17 protein-coding genes are annotated in these 19,198 nt (G+C 35.8%); 15 read left to right on the top strand and 2 right to left on the bottom strand.

All coding sequences use genetic code 11. From position 1 onward, the window contains the following. The first annotated feature begins 13 nt into the window (after positions 1-13). From LNP22_RS06160 to LNP22_RS06105, 12 genes are all read left to right on the top strand, one after another. The gene (locus LNP22_RS06160; RefSeq protein WP_229975794.1) at positions 14-1,252 is read left to right on the top strand and encodes an NADH-quinone oxidoreductase subunit D; all 1,239 of its coding nucleotides are present in this window, start codon (positions 14-16) and stop codon (positions 1,250-1,252) included. Positions 1,253-1,399: 147 nt separating this feature from the next. Then, positions 1,400-1,930, top strand: coding sequence for a complex I 24 kDa subunit family protein (locus LNP22_RS06155; protein ID WP_229975793.1), 531 nt, complete (start codon positions 1,400-1,402; stop codon positions 1,928-1,930). Between the two features lies 1 nt (position 1,931). After that, positions 1,932-3,299 carry an NADH-quinone oxidoreductase subunit NuoF gene (nuoF, locus tag LNP22_RS06150; RefSeq protein WP_229975792.1) on the top strand — a complete coding sequence of 456 codons (1,368 nt, stop codon included), beginning with the start codon at positions 1,932-1,934 and terminating at the stop codon, positions 3,297-3,299. 89 nt (positions 3,300-3,388) lie between these two features. After that, the gene (locus LNP22_RS06145) at positions 3,389-4,420 is read left to right on the top strand and encodes an NADH-quinone oxidoreductase subunit G (RefSeq protein WP_229975791.1); all 1,032 of its coding nucleotides are present in this window, start codon (positions 3,389-3,391) and stop codon (positions 4,418-4,420) included. Between the two features lie 3 nt (positions 4,421-4,423). Continuing rightward, positions 4,424-5,476 (top strand): NADH-quinone oxidoreductase subunit NuoH, encoded by a 1,053-nt coding sequence (gene nuoH / locus LNP22_RS06140; protein WP_210667919.1) that lies wholly within the window; start codon positions 4,424-4,426, stop codon positions 5,474-5,476. A 158-nt stretch (positions 5,477-5,634) separates the two neighbouring features. Continuing rightward, a complete protein-coding gene (locus LNP22_RS06135; RefSeq protein ID WP_229975790.1) occupies positions 5,635-6,180 on the top strand; it encodes a NuoI/complex I 23 kDa subunit family protein in 546 nt (181 codons plus the stop codon). Further along, a complete protein-coding gene (locus LNP22_RS06130; RefSeq protein ID WP_229975789.1) occupies positions 6,181-6,720 on the top strand; it encodes an NADH-quinone oxidoreductase subunit J family protein in 540 nt (179 codons plus the stop codon). Beyond that, on the top strand, positions 6,720-7,040 hold the full coding sequence (gene nuoK, locus LNP22_RS06125; protein WP_017494599.1) for an NADH-quinone oxidoreductase subunit NuoK: 321 nt from the start codon (positions 6,720-6,722) through the stop codon (positions 7,038-7,040). The genes LNP22_RS06130 and nuoK overlap by 1 nt, the downstream gene beginning before the upstream one ends. Positions 7,041-7,046: 6 nt before the next feature. Further along, entirely contained in the window at positions 7,047-8,930 is a 1,884-nt protein-coding gene (gene nuoL, locus LNP22_RS06120) for an NADH-quinone oxidoreductase subunit L (protein ID WP_229975788.1), read from the top strand. A gap of 10 nt (positions 8,931-8,940) precedes the next feature. Next, on the top strand, positions 8,941-10,380 hold the full coding sequence (locus LNP22_RS06115; RefSeq protein WP_229975787.1) for a complex I subunit 4 family protein: 1,440 nt from the start codon (positions 8,941-8,943) through the stop codon (positions 10,378-10,380). 65 nt (positions 10,381-10,445) lie between these two features. Then, entirely contained in the window at positions 10,446-11,837 is a 1,392-nt protein-coding gene (locus LNP22_RS06110; protein ID WP_229975786.1) for an NADH-quinone oxidoreductase subunit N, read from the top strand. A gap of 161 nt (positions 11,838-11,998) precedes the next feature. Beyond that, on the top strand, positions 11,999-12,772 hold the full coding sequence (locus LNP22_RS06105) for a Bax inhibitor-1/YccA family protein (RefSeq protein WP_210667909.1): 774 nt from the start codon (positions 11,999-12,001) through the stop codon (positions 12,770-12,772). A gap of 57 nt (positions 12,773-12,829) precedes the next feature. On the opposite strand, the gene LNP22_RS06100 is transcribed toward LNP22_RS06105, so the two are convergent. Both LNP22_RS06100 and dinB read right to left on the bottom strand, forming a co-directional pair. Then, the gene (locus LNP22_RS06100; RefSeq protein WP_229975785.1) at positions 12,830-13,339 is read right to left on the bottom strand and encodes a PAS domain-containing protein; all 510 of its coding nucleotides are present in this window, start codon (positions 13,337-13,339) and stop codon (positions 12,830-12,832) included. A gap of 81 nt (positions 13,340-13,420) precedes the next feature. Continuing rightward, on the bottom strand, positions 13,421-14,503 hold the full coding sequence (gene dinB / locus LNP22_RS06095; protein WP_229975784.1) for a DNA polymerase IV: 1,083 nt from the start codon (positions 14,501-14,503) through the stop codon (positions 13,421-13,423). 121 nt (positions 14,504-14,624) lie between these two features. Here dinB and LNP22_RS06090 point away from each other — a divergent pair, with 121 nt between their 5' ends. The 3 genes from LNP22_RS06090 (at position 14,625) to LNP22_RS06080 (ending at position 19,190) form a co-directional block, all read left to right on the top strand. Further along, positions 14,625-15,359 carry a metallophosphoesterase family protein gene (locus LNP22_RS06090; protein WP_229975783.1) on the top strand — a complete coding sequence of 245 codons (735 nt, stop codon included), beginning with the start codon at positions 14,625-14,627 and terminating at the stop codon, positions 15,357-15,359. A 48-nt stretch (positions 15,360-15,407) separates the two neighbouring features. Further along, the gene (locus LNP22_RS06085; RefSeq protein ID WP_229975782.1) at positions 15,408-15,935 is read left to right on the top strand and encodes a DUF6646 family protein; all 528 of its coding nucleotides are present in this window, start codon (positions 15,408-15,410) and stop codon (positions 15,933-15,935) included. 489 nt (positions 15,936-16,424) lie between these two features. Then, positions 16,425-19,190, top strand: coding sequence for a pectate lyase family protein (locus LNP22_RS06080; protein WP_229975781.1), 2,766 nt, complete (start codon positions 16,425-16,427; stop codon positions 19,188-19,190). Positions 19,191-19,198: the final 8 nt, after the last annotated feature.

Raw genomic sequence — 19,198 nt, 5'->3', positions numbered from 1 at the left:
TCAACATTATAAAATGTCAGAACTATTATTACCACCAGAGCATCGTTATGCTAAAATAATTAAGGAGAAACTAAACGAAGACGGAAGCGAGCTTTCGGTACTGAATTTAGGTCCTACTCACCCGGCAACACACGGTATTTTTCAGAATATCCTGTTAATGGATGGAGAAAGAATCCTTGAGGCCGAACCTACTATTGGTTACATCCACAGGGCTTTCGAAAAAATTGCCGAAAATCGTCCTTTCTACCAAATTACACCACTTACAGATCGTATGAACTATTGTTCTTCTCCTATCAATAACATGGGATGGTGGATGACTTTAGAGAAACTTCTGGGTGTTGAAGTTCCGAAAAGAGCACAATATTTAAGAGTGATCGTAATGGAGTTGGCTCGTATTACCGACCACTTAATTTGTAACTCGATTTTGGGTGTAGATACTGGTGCGTATACTGGTTTCTTGTACGTTTTTCAATTTAGAGAAAAAATCTACGAAATCTACGAAGAAATTTGCGGAGCTCGTTTGACAACAAATATGGGAAGAATTGGTGGTTTTGAAAGAGACTGGTCTCCAGAAGCTTTCAAAAAACTAGATCTTTTTCTTGAAGAATTTCCAGTTGCCTGGAAAGAATTTGAAAACCTATTCGAAAGAAACAGAATTTTTATTGACAGAACTGTAAATGTAGGTGCAATATCTGCCGAAAAAGCCATGGCTTACGGATTTACAGGTCCAAATTTACGTGCTGCCGGAGTTGATTATGACGTTCGTGTAGCGCAACCTTACTCGTCTTACGAAGATTTTGATTTTATTGTTCCTGTTGGAAAATCAGGTGATACTTATGATCGTTTTTGTGTTCGTAATGCCGAAGTTTGGGAAAGTTTAAGCATCATCCGTCAGGCTTTGGCAAAAATGCCAGCTGGAAACGAATATCATGCAGAAGTTCCAGATTACTACCTTCCTCCAAAAGAAGATGTGTATACTTCTATGGAATCTTTAATCTATCATTTTAAAATTGTGATGGGAGAAGTTCCTGTACCAGTGGCAGAAATTTATCATCCTGTTGAAGGAGGAAACGGAGAAATCGGTTTTTACTTGGTTACAGACGGAAGCAGAACTCCTTATAGATTGCATTTTAGAAGACCTTGCTTTATTTATTATCAAGCTTATCCAGAAATGATCAAAGGAGCTTTATTGTCAGATGCAATTGTTATTTTGTCAAGTTTAAATGTAATTGCTGGAGAATTAGACGCGTAAATAAATTGTAGAGTTTAGATTTTAGAATGTAGATTGAATGATCTTACTCTAAAATTAGAAATCTAAAACTAATAAAGATTGCAGAATATGGATTAAGGACAAAGATTGAAAAATCTAAAATCCAAAATCTAAAATCTAAAATTAAGAATGGAAAGAAAACATTACAAACAAGAAATAAATATGACGGAAGCATTGATGACCCGCATCAATGAATTAATCAGTCATTATCCGGAAGACAAAAGAAAATCAGCTTTGTTACCTGTTTTGCACGAAGTGCAGGACGCACATGAGAACTGGTTAAGTATTGAATTACAGGATAAAGTAGCCGAAATTTTGCACATCAAACCAATCGAGGTGTACGAAGTGGTTACCTTTTATACCATGTACAACCAAAAACCAATTGGAAAATACATGTTTGAATTTTGCCAGACTTCTTGTTGTTGTTTAAATGGTGCAGAAAATTTGATGGATTACACTTCTGAAAAATTAGGCATTAAAATGGGAGAAACAACTCCAGACGGAATGTTTACCATTGCTGGTGTAGAATGTTTAGGTGCTTGCGGATATGCTCCGATGATGCAGTTAGGTGATTTCTACAAAGAAAAATTGACAGAAGAAAAAATCGACCAGCTAATCGCTGATTGTAGAGATGATAAAATAATATTACACGATAAATAATATGTCACAAAAAATATTATTAGATAAAATCAATATTCCAGGTATCAAAACCTACGAAGTATATCGCCAAAATGGTGGTTATACTTCTGTAGAAAAAGCTTTGAAAACACTTACGCCAGACGAAGTTGTGGAAGAAGTAAAAAAGTCAGGACTTCGTGGTCGTGGTGGAGCAGGTTTTCCAGCAGGAATGAAATGGAGTTTTATTGATAAAAAATCAGGAAAACCAAGACATTTAGTTTGTAATGCAGATGAATCTGAGCCAGGAACTTTCAAAGATCGTTATTTGATGGAATTTATTCCTCATCTATTGATCGAAGGAATGATTACCTCAAGTTTTGCCTTGGGTGCCAACCTATCTTATATCTACATTCGTGGAGAATATATGTGGGTGTATAAAATTTTAGAAAGAGCCATTGCCGAAGCTAAAGCTGCTGGTTGGTTAGGAAAAAATATATTAGGATCAGGATACGATTTAGAACTTTATGTTCATTGTGGTGCTGGTGCTTACATCTGCGGAGAAGAAACTGCACTTATCGAATCACTGGAAGGTAAAAGAGGAAATCCTCGTATTAAGCCACCATTTCCAGCAGTTTCGGGACTTTGGGCAAATCCAACCGTGGTAAACAATGTAGAAACAATAGCAACTGTGCCGTGGATTATCAATAATTCTGGTGATGATTATGCTAAAATAGGAATTGGTCGTTCGACTGGAACGAAATTAATTTCGGCTTCAGGTCACATTAAAAATCCTGGTGTTTACGAAATTGAATTGGGTCTAAGCGTAGACGAATTCATGAATTCTGACGAATATTTAGGAGGAATGTCTTCTAGCAGACCTTTGAAAGCTTTTGTTCCCGGAGGATCTTCAGTGCCAATTTTACCAGCTGAATTAATTTTTAAAACAGCAAATGGAGAAGATAGATTAATGACTTATGAATCTTTAAGTGATGGTGGTTTTGCAACCGGATCTATGTTAGGTTCTGGAGGATTTATCGTTTACAACGACACGGCCTGTATCGTTAGAAACACATGGAATTTTGCCCGTTTCTACCACCACGAATCTTGCGGACAATGTACACCTTGTCGTGAAGGAACAGGTTGGTTAGAAAAAATATTATGGAGAATCGAAAACGGTCAAGGCCGTGAAGAAGATATCGAATTATTGTGGAGCATTCAAAGTAAAATTGAAGGAAATACTATTTGTCCACTTGGTGACGCAGCATCTTGGCCAGTAGCAGCAGCAATTCGTCACTTTAGAGATGAATTTGAATACCACGTTCGTTTTCCAGAAAAAATAAAAAATAGAGAGCATTTTGTAGCTGAGCCTTTCTCGCAAGTGAAACATTTAGTTGCAAAGCAAACAATATAGTCAAAAGTTAAAAAGTCAAAAGTTGAAAGGTTAGAAAGTCAAACAAATTGACTTTAGACTTTAGACTTTAGACATTAAGACATAAAAAGATGAAAGTAACCATAGACGGTCAAAGTATAGACGTAGAGCCAGGAACAACGATCCTGCAGGCTGCACGTATGATTGGTGGAGATTTGGTGCCACCAGCCATGTGCTATTACTCAAAATTAAAAGGCAGTGGCGGAAAATGCCGCTGTTGTTTAGTTGAAGTTTCTAAAGGAAGCGAAGCTGACCCAAGACCTATGCCAAAATTAATGGCCTCTTGTGTAACAGGATGTATGGACGGAATGGAAGTGAACAGTAAATCTTCAGACAGAGTTACGGAAGCCCGTAAATCTGTAACCGAATTTTTATTGATCAATCACCCTCTAGATTGCCCGGTTTGTGATCAGGCTGGAGAATGTGATCTTCAAAACTTAAGTTTTGAACACGGAAATCCAAAGTCTCGTTTTATTGAAGAAAAAAGAACATTCGAACCAGAAGATATTGGTCCGAATATTCAACTACATATGAACCGTTGTATTTTATGTCAGAGATGTGTGCAAGTAGCAGATCAATTGACAGACAATAGAGTTCACGGGGTATTAGACCGTGGTGACCACGCTAATATTTCTACCTGCATTTCAAAAGCTATTGATAATGAGTTCTCTGGAAACATGATTGATGTTTGTCCGGTTGGAGCTTTGACAGATAAAACTTTCCGTTTCAAATCGAGAGTTTGGTTCAACAAACCTTATAATGCGCACAGAGAATGTACAACTCCTGGATGTTGCGGAAAAACAACCGTTTGGATGTTTGGAGGAGAAATTCAACGTGTGACCGGTCGTAAAGACGAGTATCATGAAGTAGAAGAGTTCATTTGTAACTCTTGTCGTTTTGATCATAAAAATGTAAATGACTGGGTTATTGAAGGGCCAAGAGAATTTGAAAAAGATTCGGTTATCAACCAAAATAATTATACTCAAAAATTAGAGAAGGTAGAAATTGCAACAGAAAAGAACATTCTTTTAGGTAGAGATGAAGACCGAAAAAAAATTAGTATGGCTGAAATTCCGTTAAACACTAACAACCAAAATTCTTAAAAAATGGATAGTGCCTTTATTATAGAAAAAAGTGTTGTAATTGTTGTGGTTTTTGCTGTTACGATGATTATGGCGATGTACTCAACTTGGGCTGAGCGTAAAGTTGCGGCTTTTCTTCAGGATCGTGTGGGACCTAACCGTGCGGGTTGGGGAGGTTTATTGCAACCTCTTGCCGATGGTTTGAAATTATTCTCGAAAGAAGAATTTTTCCCGAATACGCCAAACAAATTTTTATTTGTTGTGGGTCCGGCAATTGCCATGAGTACCGCTTTAATGACAAGTGCTGTAATTCCTTGGGGAGACAGACTCCATTTGTTTGGAAGAGATATTTTATTACAAGCTACCGATATTAACATCGGATTATTATACTTCTTTGGAGTTGTCTCTGTTGGCGTTTATGGTATCATGATCGGTGGATGGGCGTCTAACAATAAATTCTCTCTGATGGGAGCTGTTCGTGCGGCGTCTCAAATGGTTTCGTATGAAGTTGCCATGGGATTATCAATGATTGCTTTGTTGATGATGACGGGAACTTTGAGCTTAAAAGAAATCTCTGAGCAACAGGCAGGAATGAATTGGAATGTTTTTTATCAGCCTTTATCGTTTTTGATCTTCCTGATTTGCGCTTTCGCGGAAACTAACCGAACGCCTTTTGACTTAGCAGAATGTGAGTCGGAATTGATTGGTGGTTACCATACCGAATATTCTTCTATGAAAATGGGATTCTATCTGTTTGCTGAATATGCGAATATGTTTATCTCGGCTACCATTATTTCGGTATTGTTTTTTGGAGGCTATAATTATCCGGGAATGCAATGGATCGTGGAGAATGTGGGCGTAAATACAGCAAATCTATTAGGAATTGGAGTTTTATTTGTAAAAATATGTTTCTTTATCTTTTTCTATATGTGGGTACGCTGGACGATTCCAAGATTTAGATATGACCAATTGATGAATTTGGGTTGGAGAATTTTGATTCCGCTTTCGATCATCAATATTATGATTACAGGTGTTGTCATTTTAAGACATGATATCGCCTCCTATTTCGGATTGTAATTAACGAGTGCCCTAGCCCTGATAGTAGCGGTATCCTTTTGTTTTTTTCTTTAAAAAACAAAAGATACAAGCGGATAGCAGGATGAGCTACTAAATAAAAAATAAACTGATTTGATTTGTTTGATACAAATTGTAAATCGTAAATCATAGATTAAAAAATGTCAATAGAAACTATATCATTATCGGGTAGAAAAAAGATGGTCTCTAACAAAGAGATGACTTTTTTGGAGCGATTGTATCTTGTGGCCATTGTGAAAGGGTTGTTTATTACCATTAAACACTTATTTAGAAAAAAAGTTACGATTCACTATCCGGAGCAAGTACGCCAGATGAGCTCGGTTTATCGTGGTCAGCACATGTTGAAACGTGACGAGCAAGGTCGTGAAAACTGTACCGCATGCGGATTGTGTGCTTTGTCATGCCCTGCAGAAGCCATCACGATGAAGGCTGCGGAGCGTACAGCAGATGAAAAACATTTGTACAGAGAAGAAAAATATGCTTCTATTTATGAAATCAATATGTTGCGTTGTATTTTTTGTGGTTTGTGCGAAGAAGCGTGCCCAAAAGATGCTATTTACTTAACGACTTCGAAAGTTTTGGTTCCTTCTAGTTATGAAAGAGAAGATTTTATTTTTGGAAAAGATAAATTAGTAATGCCTTTGGAAATGGCGATTAAAAATACTCAAATTAAAAACGCTAACTAAATGATAAACATTCCTGATTTTGCACACGCAACTACGGTACAAATTATATTTTGTTTCTTAGCGTTTATAACGGTTGCGACCGCTTTTTTGACTATTTTTAGCAGAAACCCGATTCATAGCGCCATTTATTTGGTGATTTGTTTTTTCTCTATTGCGGGTCATTATTTACTTTTAAATGCTCAGTTTTTGGCTGTTGTACATATAATAGTCTACTCGGGAGCGATTATGATTCTGTTCCTGTTTACGATCATGTTGATGAATCTGAACGAACAACGAGATGTACACCGCCCTAGAATTACACGTTTGGGAGCAATTGTTTCTTTCTGTTTGATTTGCATTGTATTGATTGCCATTTTTATCAACTCGAAACCAATTGTGGGAGAATACGATTCGACTGGAGAAGATTTTCAATCGATTAAAGTATTAGGAAAAATATTATTGAACGAATATATGGTTCCGTTTGAATTTGCTTCTATATTGCTTTTGGTAGCCATGATTGGAACTGTGTTATTGTCTAAAAAAGAAAAATTAAATAAATAATGGGTAATATATTAAATCAAATAGGTATTGAAAATTACATCTTTTTAAGTGTTGTACTTTTCTGTATTGGTATTTTTGGTGTATTGTACAGACGAAATGCGATTATCGTTTTTATGTCTATCGAAATCATGCTGAATGCGGTAAACCTTTTATTTGTTGCTTTTTCGACTTATCATCAAGATGCACAGGGACAGGTTTTTGTATTCTTTTCGATGGCAGTTGCAGCAGCAGAAGTTGCAGTAGGATTGGCAATTTTGGTTTCTATTTTTAGAAATTTAGGCTCAATTAGTATCGATAATTTAAAAAACTTAAAAGGATAGATGGAAATGGATACCAATTTAGCTTTAGTATTAGTATTAGCTCCTTTTTTAGGATTTTTAATCAATGTTTTCTTTGGGAAAAGCTTAGGAAAAACGGTTTCGGGAATTATCGGGACTGCTACCGTAGTCGTTTCTTTCATTGTTACGCTTTTCTTTTTCAACCAGATTACATCAACAGAAAAAACCATTCAAATTACTTTATTTGATTGGATTCAGATCAGTAATCTTAAAATCAATCTTGGATTTTTATTAGATCAATTGTCAGTGCTTTGGTTACTTTTTGTAACCGGTATTGGTTCCTTGATTCACTTATATTCGATCAGCTACATGCACGATGACGAAAACATACACAAGTTTTTTTCGTATCTGAATTTGTTCGTGTTTTTTATGATTACCCTTGTAGTGGGAAGCAATTTATTAGTATTGTTTATCGGTTGGGAAGGTGTTGGACTTTGTTCGTACTTGTTAATTGGATTTTGGTACAAAAACCAAGATTATAATGATGCTGCCAAAAAAGCATTCATCATGAACAGAATTGGAGATTTAGGTCTTTTGATCGGAATGTTTATTTTGGGTTCAATGTTCTCAACATTAGATTATGCTACGTTACAAACTGCAATTGCCGGCGCAACTAACTTAAATATTCCGTTGCTTTCTTTAGCTGCTTTATGTTTATTTGTAGGAGCTTGTGGTAAATCTGCACAAATTCCGTTGTACACTTGGTTACCAGATGCGATGGCAGGACCAACTCCAGTTTCGGCATTGATTCACGCGGCAACTATGGTTACTGCGGGTATTTTTATGGTAACAAGATTGAACTTTGTTTTTGACTTGGCGCCAGACGTTCAGATGATAATTGCAATTGTTGGTGGTGTTACATCATTAGTAGCTGCAACAATTGGTTTGGTTCAGACCGATATCAAAAAAGTATTGGCCTATTCTACCGTTTCACAATTAGGATTAATGTTTTTAGCCTTAGGATTCGGTGCTTACGAAGTAGCCGTTTTTCACGTAATTACTCATGCCTTTTTCAAAGCTTGTTTATTCTTAGGATCAGGTTCTGTGATTCACGGTTTGCACGGAGAGCAGGATATGCGTAAAATGGGCGGCTTGCGTAAAGCAATGCCAATAACATTTTGGACAATGTTGGTTTCATCATTAGCCATTTCGGGAGTTCCTTTTTTCTCAGGTTTTTTCTCGAAAGACGAAATTTTATTGACTGCTTTTCACAATAACATTCCATTATATGTTGTAGGTTCTGTAGCCTCAATCATGACCGCTTTTTATATGTTTAGATTGATGTTCTTGACTTTCTTTAAAGATTTTAGAGGAACTGAAGAACAAAAACATCATTTACATGAAAGTGATGGTTTGATTACTTTTCCTTTAATGATTTTAGCACTTCTGGCTACTTTTGGCGGATTAATAAGCCTTCCGGGAAACAGTTGGCTAAACGAATATTTGGCTCCTCTTTTCACGAAAGTGGCAGGAGAAGAACACCATTTAGGCACTACAGAATACATCTTGATGGGAGTTGCTGTTCTAGGTGGATTACTTGGGATTTTCATCGCATACATCAAATATTTCAAACAAGACAATATTCCTGAATCTGATGAAAAAATCACAGGTTTAACCAAAGTTTTATACAACAAATATTATGTAGACGAAGCTTACGATACGCTATTTGTAGCTCTAGTAAATGCTTTATCTAAATTTTTTAGAGATTATGTTGAAACAGCATTATCTGCATTTGTTCTCGGATTAGGAAAAGTAACCAACGAAATAGGTTTTCAAGGTAAAAAAATACAAAATGGAAGCATCGGATTGTATCTGTTTGTTTTTGTTTTGGGTCTTTGCGCCATTGTTTCCTATATATTTTTAGCTCAATAATTTTATAACTATGAACGTTTCTCTCATATTAATTATTCTTTTGGTTGGTGCATTTGCCACTTATGTAGTTGGTGACAAACTGGCTTCAAAAGTAGCTTTGTTCTTTAGTTTAGCAGCTTTGGGCTGTTCGGTTGTATTGTTAAATCATTTTTTGGCTGGTGAAAACATCAGTTTAATGAATGCCTGGATTACACAACCTAAAATTTCATTTGCCCTAAATGCTGATGGTTTGGCAATCGCAATGCTTTTATTAACGGTAGCCCTAACACCAATTATTATATTTTCTTCTTTTGGAAATGAATATAAAAATGCAAAAGCTTTTTATGCTCTGATTTTGTTTATGGCTTTCGCAATGACAGGAACTTTCCTGGCAGCAGATGGTCTTTTATACTATATTTTTTGGGAGTTGGCTCTGATTCCTATTTATTTTATCGCCCTAATTTGGGGTAATGGCGATGCCGAAGAACGCAGAAAAGCGGTTGTAAAATTCTTTATTTACACACTTGCCGGATCATTATTTATGCTAATTGCTTTTATTTATTTGTACCAAAAAGCAGGAAGCTTCTTAATTGATGATTTATACAAATTAAACTTATCAGCTACAGAACAGCTTTGGATATTTTTGGCTTTCTTTTTAGCGTATGCGATTAAAATTCCGATTATTCCTTTTCATACTTGGCAAGCCAATGTGTACCAAAAAGCACCAACTGTTGGAACTATGTTGTTATCGGGTATCATGCTAAAAATGGGACTTTATAGTGTCATTCGTTGGCAGTTGCCAATTGCTCCTCTTGCTGCCAAAGAATACATGAATATTTTTATTGCTTTAGGAATTGCTGGTGTAATTTACGGATCAATCGTTGCTATTAGACAGAAAGATTTAAAAAAATTATTAGCCTATTCTTCTCTAGCGCACGTTGGATTAATCGCTGCTGGAACTTACACTTTGACTATTGACGGTTTACGTGGAGCGGTACTGCAAATGATAGCGCATGGTTTTGTTGTTGTTGGATTATTCTTTGCTGCAGAAATTATTTTTAGAAGATTTGCAACCCGAGAAATCAGTGAAATGGGCGGAATTCGTATCCAATCTCCTAAATTTACTTCGATGTTTTTAATCTTGGTATTGGCTTCTGTTGCCTTGCCTTCTACTTTTAACTTCGTCGGTGAGTTTACCGTTCTGTACAGTTTATCGCAAATTAATATTTGGTTTGCCGTTTTGGGCGGAACTACCATTATTCTTGGAGCGTATTATATGCTTAAAATGTTTCAAAATGTAATGTTGGGTGAAGCAAATACTAAAACTTTCTCGGATGTAACGATCAATGAAGGAATTTCATTAGTCGCAATTATAGCAGTTTTACTCTTTTTCGGATTTTATCCAAAACCAATTACAGATTTGATTACACCAAGTTTAGAAACTATTTTGAACGTTATCAACAAGAATTAAATATTTTAAATAAAAATAAATTAGGGCATCATTAGTTTTGGATTACCTAAATCAAAAAAACAAAAATGAATACATTAATAGCTATAACAGGATTGGGTATTTTCTGCCTATTGTTTGAAATTCTTAATTTAAGAAAAGCAATTGTTCCCATCACAATTCTAGGATTATTGGGTGTTTTGGCACTTAATTTTTCTGAATTTGGCGCTACAGAAAGTTACTACAACAATATGATTACAGTGAGTACATTCTCTACTGCATTTTCGTCATTGTTTATTATTTTGACTATTTTCCTTGTAGCATTAAGCCATAATTTTTACGAAAATCATCCCACCAAAATCTCCGATTTTGTAGCGATAAAAATATTTCTTTTGGCTGGTGGAGTTGCGATGGTTTCTTTTGGAAACTTAGCGATGTTTTTCTTAGGAATTGAAGTACTATCTATTGCATTATACGTTTTAGCTGCCAGCGAAAGATTAAATTTAAAAAGTAACGAAGCTGGTATGAAGTACTTTTTGATGGGGTCTTTTGCATCAGGGATTATATTATTTGGAATCTGCTTGATTTACGGAGCAATGGGAAGCTTTGATGTGGCAGAAATTAGCGAAAATTCGCTGTCTGCAGAATTGCCAATCTGGTTCCCAATCGGAATGGTGCTAATGGTGATCGGAATGCTATTTAAAATTGCAGCGGTACCTTTTCACTTTTGGGCTCCAGATGTTTACGAAGGTTCTCCTGCTTTGACCACTGCGCTTATGAGTACTTTGGCAAAAGTAATCGCAATTGCAACTCTTTATAAACTGGTTTCGGCTTTAAATCTGATTCCTTCTCTCGAAAATCAAGATCTTTTAGGAACTTTTCAAACGATCATCGTCGTAATTTCTATGGCATCGATGACTATTGGTAATATAATGGCATTGCGCCAAACGAATGTAAAACGTATGCTGGCTTTCTCAGGAATTTCGCATGCCGGTTTTATGCTAATGACTTTATTGAGCATTTCTACTTCTGCAGGTGTTTTATTATATTATACTAGTGCTTATGCTTTGGCAGGAATCACATCTTTTAGTGTTATTCTTTATGTTTGTAAAAATCAAGATAACGAAGACATCACAAACTTTCACGGCTTAGGTAAAACAAATCCTTTATTGGCTGCAATCCTTACGGGTTCATTGTTATCAATGGCTGGTATTCCGATTTTTTCAGGATTTTTTGCCAAATTATTTTTATTCAATCAAACCATAGAAGCGGGTCATCTGGCTTTAGTAATCGTAGCGGTCATCAATTCTATCATCAGTGTTGGTTATTATTTTAAATTAATTTTAGCCATGTACTCGAAAGAGCCAAACGAAGAGCGAAAAGGAAAACCAGTATTAATTTATGCTGTAGCAGTAATCTCCATTGTATTGAATATTGCTTTGGGCTTGTTTCCATCTTTAGTAGTTGATTTATTGAACTAAAATTTTAATCCAAATAAATACAAATCCATCAAGAATTTCTTTTGATGGATTTTTTTTACATCCAATGTATTCGAAAGAAAAATTGATGTTAAAAATTTTAGAGAAATAAGGACAGCTCAAAAAAACTCCATATATTTGAGTACAATTAAATGAATTAAAACATGAACTTCAATTCAAAAAATCCATTTTTAAGCAACAAACGTTTTTCATCAAACGCTGTTTCTAAAGCTGAAGAAGTGCACCAGGCTCAAATTATTGATTATAATCAAGAAATGACTTTGTCAGGCACTATCAATAAAACAGCTATTTTATTTCTAATTTTATGTGCCTCCTCTATGATTACATGGTGGATGGCTTTTAACGGAACAAGCCCAATTATTCCTGCTTTTGGAGGTGCTATTGTTGGCCTTATTTTAGTAATAATTTCAGCATTCAAACCTCAGGCTTCGCCTTACCTCGCTCCCGGATATGCCTTTTTTGAAGGATTATTTATTGGAGGTATTTCTGCAATCTTTGAGTTGCGTTATCCTGGAATCGTAATCAATGCTGTGGGTGCAACTCTGGTAACTTTTTTAGTATGCTTAGGTCTGTACAAATTTAAAATTGTAAAAGTTACAGAGCAATTTAAATCCGTTGTGATTGCAGCAACTTTGGCTATTGCAACCTATTACTTGATTTCTTGGGTGGCATCACTAATTTTTAATTTTACTCCTGTACATTATGGTAACGGAATGATGAGTATCGGGATTAGTGTTTTTGTAATTATAATTGCGGCTCTAAATTTGTTTTTAGATTTTGATCAAATCGAAAAAGGAGTTCAACAAAGAATGCCAAAATTTATGGAATGGTATGGCGCAATGGGACTAATGATTACATTAGTTTGGTTGTATATAGAATTTTTAAGACTACTTTCAAAATTATCGAGCAAAGATTAATTGCCAACTTCAATCATCTTATAAAAAAGCCTTTTTGATATTTCAAAAAGGCTTTTTTTATGCTGCTCTCTCAAAAGCTATATAATGTGATAGTTGTCCTTTTATATTAAAAATAGGGAAACAATTGATCTTACACTTATACGTACTTCCGTTCTTTTTATGATTAATAACTGTTTTATCAAACGGAACAGATAGTTCAATAGCTTTTCTGATTTCTTTACGAACGGTCGGAGATGTCGATGAACCCTGAAACATCTTAGGCTTCTGCCCTACAACTTCCTCCTTAGAATAACCCGTCATATTTAATATTCCGTTTGAAGCAAAAACAATAGTTTGATCAACGTCTGTTATAATAACAACTTCCTGACTAATTCGTTGCTTAATATTAAATTTTTCTGTGTTCCAACGAAACTTACTTGAAAATTCATCAAGTTTCTTCAAATCTTCATTCACTGCTTTCAGTTCGTTGACAGATTCATAATGAAAATCCCAAGCCAAAATAGGGACAGAATTGCGACTTGAAATTTCTTCCTTTGAACTAAAATTGTATTTCACAAGAGTATCCATTACCAATCAATTTTTTCCAAAGGTAAAATGAAATTTGGATAGATTGTAATCCGATCCCTTATTTAACTTATGTTTAATGCATTAAAATGCAAATTTTAGCTGAACAACAACGGCTTTTTTCTCTTCTGTGTTCAAATTACTCAGAGAAATGCCCAGTAAACGAACAGAGTCCTTCATTTTTTCCTGGTACAATAACTCTTGCACCGTTTCCAGAATCAAATTTTTATCAGATACAAAATAAGGCAATGTTTTACTTCTGGTTTGCTGACTAAAATCACTGTATTTTATTTTGAGAGTGACCGTTTTTCCCGAAACATTGTGTTTTTTTAAGCGTTTTTCTAATGATGCCGCAATACGATCCAGTTGCTCCAGCATAAAAATTTCTGAAGAAAGATTTACATCAAAAGTATGCTCTGCTGCAACCGATTTTGTAATTCGATGTGGCTTTACTTCGCTATTATGAATTCCACGCACAACTTTGTAATAAAACGCTCCCGACTTACCGAAATGTTTCTCTAAAAATTCTAACGATTTACTTTTTAAATCTACCCCCGTAAAAATACCAAGCTGATACATTTTTTCGGTGGTAACTTTTCCAACTCCGTAAAACTTTCTGATCGGCAAGTCTTCCAAAAAAGCCAAAACCTCATCGGGATTAACCGTTTTTTGACCATTAGGCTTGTTGTAATCACTAGCAATTTTTGCTACAAATTTATTGATCGAAATGCCTGCAGAAGCAGATAAACCGACCTCATTTAGAATTCGCATCCTAATCTCCTGAGCCAATAAAGTAGCACTCGGATTCCCCTTCTTATTTTGAGTAACATCCAGATAAGCTTCGTCAAGCGAAAGTGGCTCGACCAAATCTGTATAATCGTAAAAAATTTTGTGAATTTTATTCGAAATTTCTTTATAGCGATCAAAACGAGGCCGAACAAAAATAATCTCAGGACAATATTTCTTGGCCAAAACACCGCTTATGGCACTCCGCACTCCAAATTTTCTTGCTTCGTAACTGGCCGCCGAAACCACACCTCTATTCTCTGACCCCCCAACAGCAACAGGTTTTCCCCGTAGCGCAGGATTATCCATTTGCTCTACAGAAGCATAAAATGCGTCCATATCAATATGGATAATTTTGCGATATGTTGGCACTTCAGACATAAAAACAAATTTATGACATCAATTGCAAAAATCTGGAAAATTGCTAGTTAAAGATTTACAACTTATATCTGTCAAACAAATCATTTTCTCTATTTTTGCATCCTACACCAAATAAAATAAAATGCGAACATTTGTCATAGGCGACATACACGGTGGTTTACTTGCGCTTGAACAAGTGATGAAGAAAGCCAATGTTAATGAAAAAGATACTTTATTATTTCTTGGAGATTACGTTGATGGCTGGAGCCATTCTCCGCAAGTAATCGACTTTTTAATTGATTTGAAAAACAAGCAAAATTGTATTTGCATAAGAGGTAATCACGACGAATTAGCACTGGATTGGCTCGAGGACAGAATTGAAAATATAGATGAAAAAATGTGGTTTAAACATGGCGGACAAGCCACTGTAGAAGCCTATTCTAAAGTTTCTAAAGAAAAAATAGCCACTCATATCGAATTTTTAAAATCATTGCAAGACTATCATCTTGATTCTCAAAACCGCCTTTTTGTCCACGCTGGTTTTACCAACGTAAACGGCGTTGAATATGAATATTTTCCGAAAATGTTTTATTGGGACAGAACGTTGTGGGAGATGGCGCTTTCTTTAGACCAAAATCTTTCGATAGATGATTTGTTTTATCCAAAAAGATTGAGTCTTTACAAGGAAATCTTTATCGGTCATACTCCTGTTACCCGAATTGGACAAACCGTACCTGTACAAAAAGCATGTGTATGGAATGTAGATACAGGAGCCGCTTTTAAAGGACCTTTGACAATTATGGACGTCGATACCAAACAGTTTTGGCAAAGCGAGCCTCTAAACGAACTTTATTTTGATGAAAAAGGTAGGAATTAATAGGTAAAAAACTATTTTTGCAGTTCGAAATTAATAATAATTACATTTATGAAAAAAGTTATAACACTTTTGTTTTTAGTAACATTCGGATTTACACAGGCACAACAAGCTTTTAAAGGAAAAGGAGATGTAAAAGTGAACGTTGGAGCCAACATTCAAAATGGTGGAACAGGAATTCAAGGTTCAGTAGACTTTGGTTTGGGAGAAAATTTCTCTTTCGGATTTGTCTCAACTTATCTTTTAGGAGTAGATGAGTATTCAGGTTTTTATAATGGTGGAACTATCCAATATTATGGTGAAAAACCAGAATTTCAAGATCGTTTTGATGCTAAAGCGAGAATTAATGCTAACTTGAGTAGCGTAATTGGCGTAGAACAACTAGATGTTTACCCGGGTTTAAGCTTAGGATTGCATAATTTTGGTGGTCACGTTGGTGGTCGTTATTTCTTTACTGAAGGTTTTGGTGTATTTACTGAAATCGGATTTCCAATTGCAAAATATGGCAATAACGATGGTTTATTTGACCATTTAAACAATCAGACTACATTTAGTTTAGGTGCTTCTTTTAACTTGTAAGCAAAAAAATTAAACATACAAAAAGCGTTCATCTCATGGTGAACGCTTTTTTTATTCTTACCAGAATCATCTTCCAATTAATGTTTTAATGAGACATTATTTATTTTCTCTTTCTTGAAAAAAACTACAAAATAGTAAATCTTTATTTTAAAATTAATTATTTTTCCTATTAAAATAAAGATTTAACAATTTTTACAAAAAAACATATTTTTTTATTTTTCAGCAAAATAATTCTATTCTAGAAGAGCATTATTCCTTCAAAACCGAGAACACATAAGGTATGTAATTTATTACAATTTATGTAATAAATTACACTATTTATATATTATACCATAATTATTTATGTAATATGTTTTTTTTAAGTATAAAAAATATCAATTTCAAAAAAATTTATATTTTTGTGTAATCGATTACAAACTAAAACTAAATTTCAATTGTAGTCTTAAAACCACTTTTATATTACACTACTAACTATTAAACCACATTATTATGAAAAAAAATCTACTAATTCTAATGCTCACGCTCTTCGCAGGTCAAATCTGGGCGCAGCAAGTTACTATTACAGAATCTACCGGCTGGCTGGAATCTGCATTTGTAAAATGGCAACCCGTGACAAACGCAACAAGTTATAATGTTTATTATACTGGAAACGGAAATGTTGATAAAAAAATAGACAACGAATTGATTCGCAGTTACGGATCTTATTATCGAGCAGACATTCCCGGTCTTAAAGCAGGCAGCTATACCATAAAAATCAGGCCTGTTATTAGTGGCAGCGAGGGAACTGGCTCTACAACAAGTGCAATCACAGTACTCGCACAAGATCGTGCAGGGTTTGCATTCTCAAACGGAAGAGTTCCAGGAGCATATAACGCAGATGGTACACCGAAAAGCAATGCTGTAATTTTATACATCACCGAACAAACCAAAAATACCATTTCGATGACAGTTACTGGCGCCACCACAAATCCTTGTGTTGGACTGCAAACGATTTTGGATGCCTATAAAAAAGGGAAAGATTTGCGACCAATAATTATACGATTAGTGGGTCAAATTACAGATCTTTCGTATATGCTTGATGGAGATTTAGTTGTAGAAAACAACAAAACAGCCAATTGCTACCTCACATTAGAAGGAGTAGGAAATGATGCTGTAGCAGATGGGTGGGGAATCCGAATTAAAAATGCAGCTAATATCGAAGTGCGCAACATTGGTACAATGAACTGTAATAGCGGCGAAGGCGATAATATTGGGTTGCAACAAAACAACGATTACATTTGGGTGCACAACTGCGATTTCTTTTATGGAGATGCGGGCAGCGATGCCGATCAGATAAAAGGCGATGGCGGACTGGACTGTAAAAAATCTACTTATGTGACTTTTTCATACAATCACTTTTGGGATTCTGGTAAATCAAATTTATTAGGCTTGAGCGAAGGAACAACAGCCGGGCTTTACATCACGTATCATCACAATTGGTACGATCATTCAGATTCGCGTCATCCACGTGTCCGTTATTATTCTGCTCACGTGTATAATAATTATTATGATGGAAATTCAAAATACGGAATTGGATCCACTTTAGGATCATCTGTATTTGTAGAGAATAACTTTTTCCGCAACTGCAAATATCCTATGCTAACGTCTATGCAGGGAACAGATGTTTTCGGTGGTGCCGAAGGAACTTTTTCCGGAGAAGCAGGAGGTACGATAAAAGCGTACAACAACACAATGAGCGGACAAAATAGATTTATAGCTTATGATGCCACCAACTATCCGAAGGAATTTGATGCTTATGTAGCGAGTACCCGCAACGAAACCATTAGCAGCAGCATTACATCAAAATCAGGTTCTAATACTTACAACAACTTTGACACCAATTCGAGTGTTATGTATTCCTATACGCCAGACAGCCCGGAAATAGCCAAAACAAATGTGATGCAATATTCGGGACGTGTATCTGGCGGAGACTTAAAATGGACATTCAACAATGCCGTTGATGATGCGACAGATGCAGTAAATACAGGACTTAAAGCAGCCCTTCTTGGATATCAAACGAGTCTGGTTGCCGTACAGGGCGGCACCAATCCTCCAGCGGGCAACCAAACACTAACTGTACCTTCCAACAACAATCAAACGGTAACAAGTGGTACCGCAATAGCTTCGATAGTGTTTACATGGGGCGGAGATGCAACCGATGCAACCGTAACAGGATTGCCAGCATCTGGAATCACTTTTGTAAAAAACAGTAGTAATAAAACAATTACTATTTCGGGAACTCCAACAGCAACTATAACCTACTCCATTTCCACTACGGGAAGCATCGGAACAGCTGCAACAGGATCAGGAACTATTACAGTTACCTCAGCAGGTTCTCAAACACTTACTTCTCCAACAAATAATAGCCAAACCGTAGCAAGCGGAACTGCTATAACTACAATAGTATATACTTGGGGCGGCACCGCAACCGATGCCACCGTAACAGGGTTGCCAGCATCTGGAATCACTTTTGTAAAAAACAGTAGTAATAAAACGATCACCATTTCGGGAACTCCAACAACAACTGTAACCTACTCTATTGCCACTACAGGAACAGCAGGAGCTGTCGCGACAAGATCCGGAACTATTACGGTTACTACCAGCACACCATCAAGTGATCAAATTCATAATTTTACTACATCTGGAAAAACGAGTAGCTTCTATACTATTACAGGAAACATGAACTCAACAGCAGGATCTGTAACGTACCAAGGACTGACACTGACCGCTCGTTTAAAAATAGAGTCTAGTACATCGATTACCTACACAACAACCGCTGCTTCAACTTTAACGTTGGTGTTTGATACTGGTTTTTCGGGAACAATAAAAGTCAATAATACTTCTTACACTGCTGTGAATGGAGTAGCCACTATATCAGTTCCAGCTGGAAGCAACACGATAACTAAAAGTTCTGTTGCCAATTTATATTACATTAGCACAAAATTTAATACAGGAATGCTGCGTATTGCTCCTACAAAAGAAGCAGAAACAAAAGTGGCGATATACCCAAATCCTGTGAGTACAACTTTATACTTAACAGATCCTGAGCAAAAAATTGAAAAAGTTATACTTTACAATATTGCCGGAACTGTGGTAAAAAGCGTAGGAAACAATATTGAGAACATAGATGTGAGTGCGCTAACCTCTGGAAACTATATTCTAAAACTGATTAACAAAGATGGTTCATCAACCAGCCAAGTAATTATTAAAAAATAAAGTTCTAC

The organism is Flavobacterium flavipigmentatum, from assembly GCF_020911905.1.
GTDB lineage: Bacteria > Bacteroidota > Bacteroidia > Flavobacteriales > Flavobacteriaceae > Flavobacterium > Flavobacterium flavipigmentatum.
Note: the sequence above shows the minus strand (reverse complement) of the source record. Positions and strands in the feature narration are given on the sequence as shown.